Here is a 16,939-nt window from a genome sequence, read left to right on the forward strand (position 1 = left end):
ACTGTTTGTCAGATCATCATTGAAGCAAATCACAAAGACTTAACATACTACATTGTACGTAAAGTAACCGGCAACTAAAAATCAACTTCTCTTCACAAACTTTAAGGAAGTACGCTTATTCTTCTCGAAAACCGTCAAAACGTAGATTCCTGAGGGTAAATCATCGAGTTCAAGTGTATAAAAACTGCTATTTTCCCCGAAAGCAGAAAATGCTTTGACTTTTTTACCGGTAAGAGAAGTAATTGTAAAATGCTCAACCTGCGCGTTCTCTTCCACAATTATTCTGACAAAGTCTCCTGCCGGGTTCGGAAAAAGAGTATATCCTTTAGGATGCGCTACAAAAAACTCCATAGCCTTTGTTGCCGCATCAAAGTTCTTATCGCCCTCCTGAACCAGCTCAACTATAACGAGCCCGGGATTTTTGATTACAAATTCGTTTTCAGCAGTAATAATAATGCTGGGGTTTGGCACAATCTTCACTGGTAAGCCTGAACTAGCCATGGCATCTATGCGCACAGTATCGCTGATTAGCGCTTCTGTCGCAAACTCCTGAACATTTATAGTCTGCGTTTTCTTTAGGACATTAAAATCAAAGTATACCGGATCGAGCGGAAAGAAACCGTAGCTCCCCGGATGCGACACCACCACCTGTGTCTCACCAACCTTCTTCGCTACCAGCCTGTTACCGGGCAGTATTTCGGCAACTGTGGTATCAAGCACGCTGTAGGTGGGTTGCAACCCAGAACTCAACCCAAAATCCAGCTGTAGCGTGTCTGGCTCGTATCTGACAGCTGGCAGTGGATGCGCCGCGAGCTGCTGCTCTGCAGGAGTTGTAAATTTATATATACCAGTTATATTTGAGCCTGCTGCCAAATACAGTGAATTCTTGTGTGCATAGACTGTACTTGCATGTGTTGCCTCAAATGTAGTGGTGCTGTTTAAGCGGGTCCAGTCTTTGCCGTCTTCAGAGTACCAGACTTCATTGGTATAAGCTTCTGCCATGGTTGTCCCGTCTATGGCCCATAACTTGTTGTCGAAAGCTATAACTGAGAAGTGAATTCTGGGGTCCCAACCTGCATGGTCCGTCACCAACTCCCAGTTAACGCCATCTTTGCTTTTCCAGACGTCGTTGAAAACGTTAGTAGGGATGTTCCAGAGTTTGCTTCCTCCACCAAAAACCCACATCTCATCTTTAAAAACCACTGACCCATGCATGAGCCCTCTTGGCCCCCAAGGCGCAGAGGGCATTTCTAGCGTCCAGTTTACGCCGTCTTCCGAAGACCAGATGTCATTCAGTGGCCGCTCCAAGGTATGGTCATAGTTGCCTTCAGCGTCCCAAAAGCTCACGCCGCCCATAATCCAGAGCTTGTCGTGGTACGCAACAACATAAGGTGCGTATCGCATTCCCCAAGGTGCACTGGCAGTTTCCTGATTCCAGGTTATGCCGTCCGCCGATGACCAAACATCCGGGTAACCATCTCCGCTTAAGACCCAAATCTTGTCCTTAAAAACTACCACACCACCACCATGGCGACCTGGCCAGCTACCGTTTCCGACCTTTTCCCAATGCACGGCATCTGCTGACTTGTATATACCATTGGAAAGGGGACCATATTTCCATCCGCCTATCATCCAAATCTCGTCCTTGAAATGGACAGCGCCAACACCGTCGCGCATAGAGAACGGCAAATCAGCAACCCTCTCCCAGCTTTCCCAAATCTTTCCTTCTGAGGCATGCTGGGCATAAGCAATATTTCCATTCCAAGAAATGAAAAGGCAAAAAGTACACAGAGCAAGTATTAAGTTCTTATTCATGACTGCGGCAAGTATTCTTCATGTGATTAAATTAATTGGTCTCATATTCTGTGGCAAAACTCTCTTAGAAAGTATAAACAAAAATATATACAGTGTATTTTTAACATAAAAAACCATATTGAAAAACGCATACTTAAAGAATACTCAAGCACTAAGAATCATAAATACACATAGAATATTTATACTTCATACATGCCATTACACATAGTATAACAAATGTATTTATATAATTAAATATACACAAGCCTAACCTTTTAAATTCAGTAATTGGAACGTCATGCCATAGCAATTTATCAGCTTTAAAATCTCCTTTCAGTACCTTAAACCTGCCTCCTATCTTCTTTCTTCATCACTCCTGACTTTACACTCTGCTGATTATCCAGTAATCACGTTAAGCTATTTCAAAGGACCGAGTAGGAAATTATGTCTTGCTCTGAAGATCAGCCGGGCACAAGTCGGACAAAAGCGAGCGCCTAGGTATGAATGGTGACATATTGACAGAATCAAAAGCCTGTTTGCCCCTTGGCACAAGGGTTGTTATAGAACAGACACAAGAAAAAATCGAATTAGGAATCATATAATAAAACTATAGAATGGGAAAGATAATTGGTATTGACTTAGGTACAACTAACTCTTGCGTTGCCGTAATGGAGGGTAACGAGCCAGTGGTTATACCAAACAGCGAAGGCCGCAGAACCACGCCGTCTATCGTCGCGTTTCTGGACAACGGAAACGGCGAGCGCAAAGTAGGTGACCCTGCCAAACGTCAGGCAATCACAAACCCGCAGAACACGATCGCTTCTATCAAGCGCTTCATGGGCCACAGCTACAACGAGGTAAGCGAAGAAGCAAAGCAGGTATCCTATAAAGTAGTGCAGGGTGGCAACAACACCGTGCGCGTGGAGATCGGCGACAGACAGTACACACCACAGGAAATCTCAGCGATGGTGCTTCAGAAAATGAAGGCTACCGCAGAAGACTACCTCGGTACTACAGTTACTGAAGCGGTTATTACCGTGCCCGCCTACTTTAACGATGCACAGCGCCAGGCCACAAAAGAAGCCGGACAGATTGCAGGCCTTGATGTGAAGCGTATTATCAACGAGCCAACAGCGGCAGCGCTTGCTTACGGCCTGGACAAAAAGCACAAAGACCAGAAAATTGCCGTGTTTGACCTTGGTGGCGGTACATTCGATATCTCTATCCTTGAACTAGGAGACGGCGTGTTTGAGGTGCTTTCTACCAACGGTGACACTCACCTGGGTGGCGACGACTTTGACCAGAAAATCATTAACTGGCTGGCGGATGAGTTTAAGAGCGACGAAGGCATTGACCTGCGCAGGGACCCAATGGCGCTTCAGCGTTTGAAGGAAGCAGCTGAGAAGGCAAAAGTGGAGCTTTCTTCTTCTAACGAAACTGAAATTAACCTGCCTTATATCATGCCGGTTGACGGCGTGCCGAAACACTTGGTTCGCAAATTATCGCGCGCAAAGTTCGAGCAGCTGGCTGATGACTTGATCCGCCGCTCTATGGAGCCTTGCAAAGTGGCGCTTAAGGACGCAGGCCTTTCCATCTCTGACATCGACGAGGTGATCCTTGTAGGTGGTTCAACCCGTATCCCGAAGGTACAGGAAGAGGTTGAGAAATTCTTCGGCAAGAAGCCTTCGAAGGGTGTGAACCCGGATGAGGTGGTTGCAGTTGGTGCCGCCATACAGGGTGGTGTACTGACAGGTGAAGTAAAAGACGTGCTCCTGCTGGACGTAACGCCGCTTTCACTGGGTATCGAGACCATGGGTGGCGTGATGACCAAATTGATTGAGTCGAACACCACCATCCCGACGAAGAAGTCTGAGACCTTCTCTACCGCTTCGGATAACCAGCCGTCTGTGGAGATTCACGTACTGCAGGGGGAGCGCCCGATGGCCCGCGACAACCGCACGATTGGCCGATTCCACCTGGCAGACATTCCGCCAGCACCGCGTGGCATTCCGCAGATCGAGGTAATCTTCGACATCGACGCCAACGGTATCCTGCACGTAACGGCTAAGGACAAAGCGACTGGCAAGGAGCAGAAAATCCGCATCGAGGCTTCTTCTGGCCTGAGCGAGCAGGAAATCGAGAAAATGCGCCAGGAGGCAGAGGCCAACGCTGAAGCTGACAAAAAAGCGAAGGAAGAGATTGAGAAGCTAAACTCAGCCGACTCTATGATCTTCCAGACGGAGAAGCAGCTGAAGGAGTATGGCGACAAGCTTTCTGACGGCAATAAGTCTAACGTTGAGAACGCCTTGGCAGAGCTGAAGACCGCGCATGGCGCGAAAGACGCAGCCGGTATAGACAAAGCCCTGGAGAACCTGAACAACGCATGGAGTGCAGCCTCTCAGGAGATGTACAATGCCACGCAAGGCCAACCAGAAGGTGCCCCAGGCGCCGAAGCTGGCAACGGCCAGGCGGGCGGGCCGCAAGGCGCCTCTGCCGACGGTGGCGTAACCGACGTTGACTACGAAGAAGTGGACGGCAATAAGTAATCTAAAAACTAATTCATATATGAAATCCCCCGCTGGCTCAGCGGGGGATTTTTTTGTTTGTGCCCACCATACCTACACTAAACAAGGGATTTTACGTATTCAGTTTTTTTCCTTCTCTTGTTCCTCTTCGCATACACTATAGACAAGTGATTGTCAATCGCAACTTGTGTTACTTTGTCATTCAAGGCAGATTTGTGCAATGGTATACATCATGCAGCCCCTTCCCCGCCCGACCACAAAACCCTAACTTCGTAACACGCACGTTAGATGAAAATAACCTATAAAAATACAATCAATACTTAAAACATTTAAAATAACAAATCGTATATATATAAAAATATAAATTAGAGTATTTTATAACGCTTGAAAACTATTCCCTCCTGTTTCAGTACTAAATTTGTAAATTATTAGATTACGTTAAGAAGCATGCTAACCGCAGAAAAGAAAAATTGGGAGTGGGAAATAGATAATTCTTCAAGCTATTGGGGGGAAAGCCTCCGGGAGCTCTGGTCGTTTCGGCACCTGATAGCCAGTTTGGTGCGCCGCCACTTTATCCTGAATTACCAGCAAACTGTGCTTGGTCCCTTCTGGATTCTGTTCCAACCCATCATGACGCTAATCACCTATGTGGTTGTGTTTGACAAAATGGTGGGTATACCCACCGGCACGCTGCCACCTGTGCTGTTCTACTTTTCGGGTATCGTGCTCTGGAACTTCTTCAGCGACAGCTTTTCCGGAACCTCCAACACTTTCCGAGACAATGCCCAGATTTTCAGCAAGGTTTACTTTCCCCGCATCATTATGCCGGTATCCGTGATCGTGACGCACGTGTTTCGGTTTCTGATGCAGCTGGCCATGCTCCTTCTGTTTATCGCCTACTATTGGCTCTTTAAAGACCTGCAGCTTTCCTTCAGCGCCTGGGTCTTTGCCGTGCCCTTGGCTGTGCTGATGTTAGGCTGCATGGGGCTTGGGCTTGGGCTGCTCTTCTCTGTCCTGACGGCGAAGTACCGCGACATCTCCAACCTGGTGAGCCTGGGCATACGGCTGATGATGTTCGTGACCCCGGTTATCTTCCCGCTGAGCACAGTGCCCGAAGGAGTGCAATGGATTGTAAAGATAAACCCGCTCAGCCCGCTTTTCGAGTTGTTCAGGCTTTCGCTGCTTGGCGAGGGGTATGTATCGCACTGGCATCTGCTCTACAGCTTTGTATTCATGGTTGTGGTGCTGTCCGGCTCGCTGCTCCTGTTCAACAAGCAGGGCACAAAACTTATGGATGTAGTATAAAGACACTATGGGAGATGTAGTTATAGAGGTTGACAGGCTGTCTAAAATGTATCGCCTGGGTACCATCGGCACCGGCTCTTTCCGGCAGGATATACAGCACTGGTGGACAACCAGCATTCTGAAAAAGGAAGACCCTTTCTTTAAACTGGGAGATGACAGCCCACAGCAGATGAACAACCAAACGCTTTGGGCGCTGCAGGATGTGAGCTTTGAGGTGAAACGTGGCGAGGCGCTTGGCATTGTGGGCAGCAACGGGTCGGGCAAGTCCACGCTGCTGAAAATCATGTCTAAGATCGTGCGGCCGACCAGAGGGTCGGTACGAGGCATCGGTAAAGTGAGCAGTTTGCTGGAGGTAGGCACCGGCTTTAACCCGGAGCTTACCGGTAGAGAGAACATTTATGTGAGCGGCTATATTCTGGGCATGAGCAAAAGCGAGATCCGCAGCAAGTTCGACCAGATTGTGGACTTCTCCGGCATCGAGCAGTTTATTGACACCCCTGTGAAGCGCTATTCCTCGGGCATGTACGTGCGCCTGGCCTTTGCGGTGGCCGCCCACCTCGAGCCAGACATCCTCATTGTGGACGAGGTATTGGCCGTGGGCGACGCTGACTTCCAGAAGAAATGCCTGGGCAAAATGCGCGAGGTCACCCATACCGACGGGCGAACCATTCTGTTTGTGAGCCATAGCATGCAGGCTATCCAAAACCTCTGTGACAGGGCCCTATGGCTCGAAAAAGGCAAGATGAAGGAGATCGGAGACGTGTCGCGGGTGGTGAACAAGTATATCTCTGGCGTGCAGAAGCACCAGATGAAGCAAAGCTGGAAGACGCCAGAGGAAGCCCCTGGCAACGAATGGGTGCGCATCAAGTCCGTCGAGCTCATCCCCCACCGCCTTGCCCACGACGCTCCGCTGGATATCAGGACGCCACTCACCGTGAAATTCAGTTTCTGGAACCTGACGGATGGCATTGTCCTCGGCGCTGGCCTGCACCTGTTCACCTACGGGGGCGAGTGCATCTTCGACGTGCCCTCTCCCACACAGCCCTGCGACAAGGGGCTGGTAGAGGGTGAGTGCACCATACCGGGCAATTTCCTGAACGACGGCTCATACTATATTTCCCTGATTTTTGTGCGCGACACCTCGGTGCAGCTTTTCTATTTGGAAGAGTGCCTTTCGTTTGACCTGGAAGATTACCGCGAGAACATCCAGTGGTATGGCAAGTGGTGGGGAGCTGTGCGCCCCAAGCTGCCCTTTCGCTTCGAGCAGACAGAAATGGTTCTTCAGTAACAGTTTATACCGCATGCCGCTTATGCAAGCTTATCCGCCCTATACCATCACCCACATCCGCCTGAACGAGCAGCTGGCCATGCCCTCCCTTCACTTTAACGGGCAAGGAAACTACCTCGTGTTCTGGTGGCGGGAGATGGCGCTGGGGCATCTTTTCCTAAAGCCAGGGAAGCCGCTCTCAGTTGATGCCTTTCACCAGAAGACCATTCAGGCAATTGCGCCTGCCCTGCGCTTTTATACCCAGGAAACGCCTGAAATGACAAGCCAGCTGCTCCAGCTATTCAAGCAGGGCGCTTTTGCCCTTTGGGCTGCCGCGATGGCCAGCGTCTTTTCGGTCTGGCATCCAGACGAGATTCCGGGCACGGTGCCGGTATCCGTTGTGATCTGTACCCGCGACAGGGCCGCTGACTTACACAGCTGCCTGACGAGACTTTCGGCGTTACAATGCCAGCCACACGAGATCGTGGTGGTGGACAATGCGCCCACAGACGATGCTTCCTTCCGAGTGGTGGAGCAGTTTGCCGGGGTCCGGTACGTGAAAGAGCCCCGGGGTGGCCTGGACATCGCACGCAACACCGGCGTGACCAGCGCTGTCTGCGAGGTCGTTGCCTTTTGTGATGATGACGTAGTGGTGCATCCGCTGTGGGTATACCAGGTATGGCAGACGTTCCAGGATCCCGCCGTCGCGGCCATGACCGGTTTGGTGCTGGCAGCGGAGTTGCAAACGGAGGCCCAACTGATCTTTGAAAAACACTGGAGCTTTAACCGCGGGTATACCGACAAGACGTATGATAGCGCCTACTTTAAGGCCACGCTGGCAAAGGGCCCTCCGGTATGGGAAATTGGGGCGGGCGCGAACATGGCCTTCCGAAAATCGGTGCTGGATGCAGTGGGCTACTTCGATGAGCTTCTGGATGTTGGGGCCGCCGGTTGCAGCGGAGACTCGGAGATGTGGTACAGGATTCTGCTGCATGGCCATGCCATCCGGTATAACCCCAGGGCCATCGTCTTCCACCGACACCGCCAGGAGCTGAAGGCGCTACACAGGCAACTGTTTAGCTACATGCGGGGCTTTACGGCAGCGGCGCTCACACAGCAGCAGCACTATCAGGCGGCAAACTACAGGTACCGTTTGTTGACATCCATACCCAGGTATTATTTCCGGTTGCTTTGCGAGGGCTTCCCGAGGTATAACTTCCGTTTCAGAACCGTGGGCTCGGAGATGCGCGGCATTGTGTCGGGCTTACTGTACTACCAAAGAAACAGGGGAAAAGTCCCATACCCTAAACCGGGCGTACAGGCATGACCGGCCAGCATCCATCCCAACCATTGGTGTCGGCCATCATCACGTGCTACAACCATGGCCAGTACCTGCGAGAGGCAGTGGAGAGCGTCCGCAGCCAGGAGTATCCTGCCGTCGAAATCGTGGTGGTAGACGACGGCTCTACAGACGACACAAAGGCAGTGGCGGAGAGTTGCCCGGGCGTACGCTATGTTTACCAGGGCAATCAGGGGCTGTCTGCGGCGCGCAACACGGGCATCCGCCACAGCCACGGAGAGTTTTTGCTGTTTCTGGATGCCGACGACTGGCTTTTGCCCAACGCCCTGCGCACCAACGCCACGCACCTGCAGCAGCAGCCGGAGCTTGCCTTTGTGTCGGGGGGGCACGACAAGGTGTTTGTGGATGAGGGCATCACGCGGGAGGACATCGCTGAAGTAAAAGGCAACCACTACCAGCACCTGCTGCAAGGCAACTACATTGGCATGCATGCCACCGTTATGTACAGGCGCTGGGTTTTCGAGGAGATACAGTATGACACCACCCTCAAAAGATGCGAGGACTATGACCTTTACCTGAAAATTGCCCGCACGCACCCAGTATACCATCATGCGGGCAGAATTGCCGCCTACCGGCTCCATACCACCAACATGTCGGCCAACATCCCCGCGATGCTGGGGACGGTGCTGCAGGTACTGGCCCGGCAGCACGGCAATCTAAAATCGGAGGCTGAGAAAAAGGCATTCCGGCGAGGACAGCGCGTTTGGAGCGATTACTATTGCAAAGAACTGTATACCAAGTTACTAAACAACAAAAGCCTGCTCACAAAAGCAGGAATCTATACCCTGCTACGGCACAAACCATCCCTGTTTTTAAACTACATGCTTATGCAACCTACTGCCATGATCAAGTCAAAAATAAAGAAAAACACCCCCGCACTTGGGTTAAGGCTGCTGCAAAAGATAGGCATGCTCAAGAAGTACACCCCCGCTCCCGGTCAGGTACGGGCAGGAGATTTGAACAGAAACCAGCCTTTCAGCAAAAGCTTTGGCTATGACCGAGGCGGCCCCGTGGACCGCTACTACATTGAGAACTTCCTGCAGCAAGAGTCGGCCAGCATTTGCGGCCGGGTGCTGGAGATCGGGGACAATGAGTATACCCTCCAATTCGGGGGCCAGAACGTAGCCCAAAGCGATATCCTGCATGTGGATGCCAGCAACCCCAAGGCCACTTTTGTAGGAGACATCAGCGATGCGCCGCAGCTGCCCGACAATACCTTCGACTGCATCGTCCTGACGCAGACGCTGCACCTGATCTACGACTTTAAGGGCGCGCTCCGCACCTGCCACCGCGTGCTCAAACCGGGCGGCACGCTGCTCCTGACCGTGCCGGGCATCACCCCTATCGACCAGGGCGAGTGGAAGGAGACGTGGTATTGGGCGTTCACAGACAAGGCCATGCGCAGGCTGATGACAGAAACCTTTTCGGGGGCCGCCACTGAGGTGAACTGCTTCGGAAATGTGTTTGCCGCCACCGCCTTCCTGTATGGCATGGGCCTGCCTGAGGTTCCGAAGGCCAAGCTGGACTTTAACGACCCCCATTATCAGGTCATCGTGACTGTAAAAGCTGTGAAGGCACCCCTCGCTTGAAAAAGAGATTACTTCATACCCTGAAGATGCTTTTTGAGCACAAGGCGCTGGTACTGATGTACCACCGTGTTGCGGTGCCCGACGCGGATATATGGGACATTGCCGTTTCGCCCGAAAACTTTGAACAGCAGTTGCAGTTCCTGCAAAAGAAAGGAAATGTTATACCCCTCTCCGAACTGGTGAAGGGTGTCGCAGACGGGAAGCTCCCAAAGAACGTCGTCGCGATCACCTTCGACGATGGGTATGCCGATAATTTCCTGACAGCCAAACCGCTGCTGGAGAAATACCGGCTCCCCGCCACATTCTTTATCGCCTCGGGCAATACAGACACCGAGGCTGAGTTCTGGTGGGATGAACTGGAACATACGCTCCTGTTTGCCCCGGTGCTGCCCCAAACCTATACCAACATGCCCGGCGAACCGGCCTATACCTTTGACTTGCAGCACGAAACGCAGCTAACGCCAGCGATGCAACGCGTGCACTGCCATTGGGATGCATGCGCCGAGGCCCCGCCCACGCTGCGTGCACGCCTTTTTTATGCCCTGTGGCAACAGCTGAAACCATTGCCGCACCAGGCACAGCAACACCTGCTGCAGCATATCCGCAACTGGGCCGGTTGGGCCTATGCTGCGCGCCCACACTACAAAGCCATGACAGCGCAGCAACTGCGGCAGCTCAGCCAAAGCCCGCTGTTCGAGATTGGCGCGCACACCGTGACGCATGCCGCACTGGCGTTCCATGCCAAAGCGGTGCAGGTGCAGGAACTCTGTGAAAACAAACAACAGCTGGAGGCCATAACTGGTACGGAGGTGCCGTTGCTTGCCTACCCCTACGGGAACTACAACCACGAAACGAAGGCCGCCGCCGCCGAGGCGGGCTTTACGGCGGCAATGACGACCGAGGAAAAAGCCCTTCGAAAACAGTCGCACCTATATACACTTGGCAGGATGCAGGTGAAAAACAGGTCAGGGCACGACTTTGCCGCGCAGCTAGGCACTTGGCTGAACAAACGATAGCACCATCATGAAGCACCCATATACTCCCTTAGTCTCCATCGTGATCGCTTTCCTGAACGAAGAAAAGTTTTTAGGAGAGGCAATAGCCAGTGTGCTGCAACAGCGGTATACCCATTGGGAGCTGCTTTTGGTGGATGATGGCTCAACGGACCGCAGTTCCGGGATCGCGCGACAGCACGCCGCTGAAAACCCTGGCAAGATCCACTACCTGGAGCACGAAGGCCATGCCAACAAAGGCCTGAGCGCCAGCAGAAACAGGGGCATTGCGCAAGCCGGAGGCACGCTGGTCGCCTTTCTGGACGCTGACGATGTATGGCTCCCGGAAAAACTCTCCTGCCAGGTGCGGATTTTTGAGCAGCATCCTTCCCTTGGCATGGTCGCGGAGGCCTCCACCTATTGGTATAGCTGGGAGGACCCGGCCAAGAAAGACATAACGATTGCAGTGGGCGCTCCACCGGAGCAGGTATATCACCCTTCGCAACTCATGGGTTATTTATACCCCCTGGGGAGCGGCGCAGCCCCCTGCCCATCCGGGTTAATGCTCACCAAAGAGGCCATCCTGCAGGTAGGGGGCTTTGAGGAGTCTTTTACAAAACAGTTCCAGCTTTATGAGGACCAGGCTTTCCTGAACAAGGTATACCTACAGGCCAGCACCTATATTTCGTCGGCCAGCAGCAACCTGTACAGGCAACGCGCAGGCTCTATTGTGCAGCAGGTACACCAGGACGGGCAGTACCATGCCGTGCGACAGCATTTCCTGGAGTGGTTCAGCTCATACCTGCAGCAGCACCAGGTGCAAAACAGCGCCACGCACAAACTCCTGAAGCAGGCGCTAAAGCCATACCATCACCCCGGGTTGTTTTATTTCACGAGTACGCTGCCGGGCACGCTGAAACGCGCCCTGCGCAAGCTTAAAAAGAAAGCCGCCGCCTATGCCTAAGCTGACCGTCCTTATGCCCGTTTTCAACGCGGAGCGTTTCCTGGCCGAAGCCATCGACAGCATCCTGGCCCAAACGCTTTCAGATTTTGAATTCCTGATTATCGACGATGGATCTACAGACGGCACTGCGGCCATGGTGGCCTCCTACACAGACCCACGCATCCGGTTTTATCAGAACGAAAAAAATATGGGTATTTCCCCTACCCTGAACAGGGGGATTGAGCTGGCCTCAACGCCCTACATTGCCCGCATGGACGCGGACGACATCAGTTACCCCGAGCGGCTGGAGAAGCAGTATGCCTACCTCCAGGCGCATTCCGAGTGTGCCATGGTTTCCTCGCTGGTGCGTGTGGTTACGGAAGACGGCCTGTTTGTGCGCCAGGATAAGTTCAGAAGTGAGTTTTTCTATTACAACCTCATCTTCATCTGCTGGATATACCACCCTACCGTGCTGTACCGGAAGCAGGCCGTTCTCGAAATCGGGATGTATACCGCCGCGTATGCCGAGGACTACGAGCTCTTTTGGCAACTGTCGCGGCGGCACGTGCTGTATAACCTGCCCGAGGTGCTGCTGGATTACCGCACCACCAGTCAGAGCCTGCATCAGGTCCTGAGAAAGGAAGAGTATGCCGAGGCCCAGCTCGCGCAGATGCTGCGCAACGTGCGGTATTATACCGGTAACGGCCATACCGTTCCCTCCGACTTTTTGGAGAGCTACCAGCACAATTTCGAACCTTTGCTGACCAGTGGAAGCGTTACGCGGGTGCTGGCCTGTATCCGGGAACTGGACCATATAACACAGTGCGTGCTAGCGTCAGAAAACGTGAACCACGACAATGCCTCCATCAGGAAGGCCGCCCGGTATAAGCGCAACTTCATACTGGCCTATTACATCCAGCGTTTGCCCCCTTTCAAAGGAGGACTTTTATCGGTTCGGTCTGGGTACGCCGTTCAGGTCCTGAAGGCAAAAGTGAAGAAGCTGTTCAAAAAGCCTGCTTTATCCGTATAAATATTTTCATTTAAAATAGAACCTTATATTCATGCTTAGTTGGTTTTCCTTATGAGTTGTCGCACGCTTTCTTCCCCTCCCCAGATATTGCCGATAGGCCCCGAAGTGGTCAACCGGCCACTGTGGTCTGTAATGATCCCGGTGTATAATTGCGCGCACTACCTCAAGGAAACGCTGCAGAGCGTGTTGCAGCAGCAGATTTCGGAAGAAACCATGCAAATAGAGGTGGTGGACGATGCCAGCACAGATGCCGATGTAGAAGCCTTGGTCGCAGCGATTGGCAAGGGAAGGGTGAAGTACTACAGGCAGGCAGAAAATGTGGGAAGCCTCCGGAACTTTGAGACATGCCTGAACCGGGCGCAAGGGAAATTGCTGCATATCTTACACGGCGATGACAAAGTGCGGGACGGGTACTACGCCACGATGCAGCAGCTGTTTAAAAGATACCCTGATGCTGGGGCTGCCTTCTGCAGGTTTAATTACATAGACCATACAGGCGCTGACTTGTTTATGCAGCGCCGGGAGATGCGCGAAGAGGGCATTCTGGAAGGCTGGCTTCAGAAAATAGCGGAGCGCCAGCGCATCCAGTACGCGGCCATCACCATCCGACGGGAAGTGTATGAGAAGCTCGGCGGGTTCTACGCCCTCACCTACGGGGAGGATTGGGAGATGTGGACCCGGATAGCCCGCGAATACCCGGTGGCCTACACGCCCACCGTCCTGGCCGATTACCGGAAACACGCCACCTCCATATCTGGGGAGAAATACCTCACGGGCCAGTACCTGCAGGACCTGGCGCAGGCCATGGAGCTCATTCAGCACCATCTGCCCCAGGATCAGCGGAAAGCGATCCTGAAAAAATCCAGAACCTATTACGCCCACTACGGGATTAAAATAGCAAACCAGCTTTGGCGCCGGCTGCATAGCCGCCAGCTCGTGCAGGTGCAGGTAACGCAGGCCCTGCGGCTCTATAAAACGCCTCATCTTTATTATAAAATTGCTCAAGTATACGCTAAGATTCTCCTGCATACCCTATGGAAAACGGTATAACCATTGTTGTGTGCACCTACAACGGTGCCAGCTTGCTTCCTGAAACGCTTGCGCACATCGCACAGCAGCAGGTGCCTCCCCATATATCCTGGGAGGTGATCGTGGTAGACAACGCCTCTACTGACAACACATCCGAAGTGATCCGGGCGGAATGGGCCAAACACCGGCAGGATGTCGCTTTCTCGCTTTTGCACCAACCACGCCAGGGCCTCACCTTTGCCCGCGAGCTAGCGCTTAAAGAGGCGAGATATTCCTACATTCTGTTTTGTGATGACGACAATTGGCTGGCCCCAAACTATGTTGGTATAGCGCATGAGCTTATGGAGGAGCATGAGTCGATAGGGGTGCTGGGCGGGTATGGCGAGCTGGTTTACGAAGTTCCGCCTTCAGCCTGGGCGGCGGCACTCCCGCTTTTCGCTAATGGGCGGCAGGCAAAACAATCAGGCAAAGTATGGCGAAACGCTGTGTATGGAGCAGGCTGCGTTATCCGAAAGGCTGCCTTCGATGAGCTTTTTGCAGCTGGCTTTGAGCCGATGCTGACAGACAGGTCGGCCTCCAAGCTCACTTCCGGGGGTGACTATGAGATGTGCTATGGCCTTGTGTTGGCCGGGTATGACATTTGGTATGACGAAAGGCTACTGTTCAAGCACTTTATGCCTAAAAAACGTCTGGAATGGGCATATTACGATCGCTTTTTCAAAGAAAGGGCCCAGTGTTTTGAGGTGCTTATGCCCTATCAGATCATCACCAACTCAACAGCAGACACGGTGCCGGTATTCTACTTTAAGCTGACGCACCATTTTTTGCGGCATCTGCGGCAGTTTTACCACTTGATCCTGAACCAACTACACTATTCCACAAACTCAGACGAAGCGAAGATAAACACGCTGAAGCTGATGGCCTGCAAAGCCCGTTTAAAAAGCTTCAGGCGGTATCGCACCATGGAAACCAATTTTGCCAAAATTCTAAAATTTAAGCAAAGCAAGTTACCTGCTGTGAAAGAAAGCAGGCCAAGCTATACCTCACCAAAGAAAATCAGAATGAAATTACAGTAAGCTCCTTGCCAGGAAGATCCAGCGACGTAGTATAGCCCGGCATGTAGCGTAAATAAGGTATCTCATCATAAACCCAAAAGGTATGCAGGAACGAATACTAACTTTACGGCTGTCCATCGCTACGTTGCGCTTTTATCTAGGTGTATTGTTGGTCACTAACCTGGCGGTGCTGCTTGGCACATGGGCGGCCCATACCCTACCGGAACAGCGCTACAGTATACGCATGGTGCTGCACCTGCTGAACCTGGCGAAGGAAAACACGGTTGCTACCTGGTACTCTTCCATGCTGCTGCTGTCTGTCGCGCTCATGTCTGTGGTTTGCTTCCTGGCCGACTGGCAGCGTTTTAGCCAGTGGCGTGAACGGGTCTTAAGCTATGGCTGGCTGGGCTTCAGTTTGATTTTCACTGTCCTCTCATTTGATGAGATCGGGTCGTTTCATGAAACGATAGGTGACACCGAAGTGATGAACACTTTTGGCAGCAACACGGGCTGGAATGCTTTTTATGGAGTTATTGCACTTGTTGGGCTGTTTATGCTTGCCTTCAGCATCTTACGCCTGGCCCGCTCCGGGTGGGCAGCGGCCTTTGCCGTGGTTGGCCTGCTGCTCTTTCTCAGCAACCCACTGCAGGAAAACTACGAGGTCAGCGCCTACAGGGCTGCGCCCGATCCTTCTCTGTGGGTAAGGCCCATCTGGCTTCTGTTACTCGAGGAAGGGTCTGAGATTATCGCCTCAACATGCTTCTTATTTGCCACAACGCGCTATGCCGTATACAGTTTAAAGGAGCAGAACCAACCTAAGCAGCAGCCCCATACCTCACACAGCAGCCTTACACTCTCTTTCAGCGGAAACTCTTTTTTCAGCTACCTGCTCGCTGCTATCGCCGCCCTAGCCGCCGGTTTTGCAGCCGTGGCGTTCGGGCTTGACGAGACAATGGAACGGGACCAGGGGATTCCGGCCAACTGGTTCCCGAGTGGGGTTGCTTTTGTCGCGGCGCTTGTCAGTTTTTACCTCCATTACACGGTAACTCCCGGGTATCATCTATCGCTCCAACTCATGCTGGCGCTTTTCAGTTTTGCGCTGTCGCTGGTTTATGGCAGTAATCTATATGCTTATTCGGTATGGGAAACGTCGATTGGCCATCTGCCTGCCATCATCATCACGTATACGGCTGTCGCAGCAGCAGCGGGACTCTGCTATGGGCTGGTGTCTGCAACGAAGGATAGTTGGAGCCGCGCCCTGGTTATAACCTGGTTTATACTGCTTGCGGCTGCTCTCGTCTTTTATAAGGCCTATACCCAAGAGCTTGCGTTTGTTGCTTTCGCCTGTTTGCTGTTGGCATTGGTCAGGGACTTATACCATACTCCGCTTCGTGCCAGGAATGAGGGCGCGACTAAACCAACCTATGCCGAAGAACAGGCAAGCCCGGCTACCTGAAACAGTCGAATAGCTTCTGGCAGCGGGGCTTGGCAGGAAAGGGCAAATCAGAGTTAGACGGTTTTAATCCTCGTCCCGATCCCCTCTACGCAGTTCTTCCACGGAGCGCATCACCTTGTCCTTCAGGCTGGTTTTGTACTTCTCCAGTCGGTCGGCGGTGGCGGCGTTGGCAGTGCCCAGGATTTGGGCGGCCAGGATGCCAGCGTTCTGCGCGCCGTTGAGCGCCACAGTGGCTACGGGTATACCACCGGGCATCTGCAGGATCGACAGCACCGAGTCCCAGCCATCTATCGAATTGCTCGATTTAACCGGCACCCCGATCACGGGCAGGGTGGTGAGCGAGGCCACCATACCGGGCAAATGCGCAGCCCCGCCCGCGCCGGCGATGATCACCTTAAGTCCTTTTTTGCGGGCACTTTCGGCATACTCCAGCATGCGGTGCGGCGTGCGGTGCGCCGACACGATTGTCAGTTCATACGGCACCTGCAGGATTTCCAGGATATCGGCTGCGGCCTCCATCACTTTCAGGTCAGACTGGCTGCCCATGATGATGCCTACCAGTGGCTGTGTGTTTGTGTTTGCTTCGGACATGTT

Annotated in this window: 13 protein-coding genes; 11 read left to right on the forward strand and 2 right to left on the reverse strand. The window is 52.6% G+C overall.

Features of this window, described 5'->3' with window-relative positions:
- Positions 1 to 81 precede the first annotated feature (81 nt).
- A complete protein-coding gene (locus MKJ04_RS10770) occupies positions 82 to 1,815 on the reverse strand; it encodes a T9SS C-terminal target domain-containing protein (RefSeq protein WP_241641643.1) in 1,734 nt (577 codons plus the stop codon).
- 593 nt (positions 1,816 to 2,408) lie between these two features.
- Here MKJ04_RS10770 and dnaK point away from each other — a divergent pair.
- From dnaK to MKJ04_RS10825, 11 genes are all read left to right on the forward strand, one after another.
- Entirely contained in the window at positions 2,409 to 4,340 is a 1,932-nt protein-coding gene (gene dnaK / locus MKJ04_RS10775; RefSeq protein WP_241641644.1) for a molecular chaperone DnaK, read from the forward strand.
- A 426-nt stretch (positions 4,341 to 4,766) separates the two neighbouring features.
- Positions 4,767 to 5,624 (forward strand): ABC transporter permease, encoded by an 858-nt coding sequence (locus MKJ04_RS10780; RefSeq protein ID WP_241641645.1) that lies wholly within the window; start codon positions 4,767 to 4,769, stop codon positions 5,622 to 5,624.
- Between the two features lie 7 nt (positions 5,625 to 5,631).
- Positions 5,632 to 6,912, forward strand: a complete 1,281-nt coding sequence (locus MKJ04_RS10785) for an ABC transporter ATP-binding protein (RefSeq protein WP_241641646.1) — start codon at positions 5,632 to 5,634, stop codon at positions 6,910 to 6,912.
- Between the two features lie 13 nt (positions 6,913 to 6,925).
- Complete coding sequence (locus MKJ04_RS10790; RefSeq protein WP_241641647.1) at positions 6,926 to 8,218, forward strand: glycosyltransferase family 2 protein; 1,293 nt, start codon at positions 6,926 to 6,928, stop codon at positions 8,216 to 8,218.
- Entirely contained in the window at positions 8,215 to 9,840 is a 1,626-nt protein-coding gene (locus tag MKJ04_RS10795; RefSeq protein ID WP_241641648.1) for a glycosyltransferase, read from the forward strand. Before MKJ04_RS10790 ends, MKJ04_RS10795 begins: the two co-directional genes overlap by 4 nt.
- Positions 9,837 to 10,856 (forward strand): polysaccharide deacetylase family protein, encoded by a 1,020-nt coding sequence (locus MKJ04_RS10800; protein WP_241641649.1) that lies wholly within the window; start codon positions 9,837 to 9,839, stop codon positions 10,854 to 10,856. The genes MKJ04_RS10795 and MKJ04_RS10800 overlap by 4 nt, the downstream gene beginning before the upstream one ends.
- 7 nt (positions 10,857 to 10,863) lie before the next feature.
- Positions 10,864 to 11,796, forward strand: coding sequence for a glycosyltransferase family 2 protein (locus MKJ04_RS10805; RefSeq protein ID WP_241641650.1), 933 nt, complete (start codon positions 10,864 to 10,866; stop codon positions 11,794 to 11,796).
- Positions 11,789 to 12,805, forward strand: coding sequence for a glycosyltransferase family 2 protein (locus MKJ04_RS10810; protein ID WP_241641651.1), 1,017 nt, complete (start codon positions 11,789 to 11,791; stop codon positions 12,803 to 12,805). The genes MKJ04_RS10805 and MKJ04_RS10810 overlap by 8 nt, the downstream gene beginning before the upstream one ends.
- A gap of 51 nt (positions 12,806 to 12,856) precedes the next feature.
- A complete protein-coding gene (locus MKJ04_RS10815; RefSeq protein ID WP_241641652.1) occupies positions 12,857 to 13,855 on the forward strand; it encodes a glycosyltransferase family 2 protein in 999 nt (332 codons plus the stop codon).
- Positions 13,840 to 14,910 (forward strand): glycosyltransferase, encoded by a 1,071-nt coding sequence (locus MKJ04_RS10820; protein WP_241641653.1) that lies wholly within the window; start codon positions 13,840 to 13,842, stop codon positions 14,908 to 14,910. The genes MKJ04_RS10815 and MKJ04_RS10820 overlap by 16 nt, the downstream gene beginning before the upstream one ends.
- Before the next feature lie 82 nt (positions 14,911 to 14,992).
- Positions 14,993 to 16,345, forward strand: a complete 1,353-nt coding sequence (locus tag MKJ04_RS10825) for a hypothetical protein (RefSeq protein WP_241641654.1) — start codon at positions 14,993 to 14,995, stop codon at positions 16,343 to 16,345.
- Positions 16,346 to 16,408: 63 nt separating this feature from the next.
- Here the strand turns inward: MKJ04_RS10825 and purE are convergent, their stop codons facing one another.
- On the reverse strand, positions 16,409 to 16,936 hold the full coding sequence (gene purE / locus MKJ04_RS10830) for a 5-(carboxyamino)imidazole ribonucleotide mutase (RefSeq protein ID WP_241641655.1): 528 nt from the start codon (positions 16,934 to 16,936) through the stop codon (positions 16,409 to 16,411).
- Between the last annotated feature and the right edge of the window lie 3 nt (positions 16,937 to 16,939).

Origin of the sequence: Pontibacter sp. E15-1 (assembly GCF_022601975.1) — a bacterium.
Taxonomy (GTDB): Bacteria; Bacteroidota; Bacteroidia; order Cytophagales; family Hymenobacteraceae; genus Pontibacter.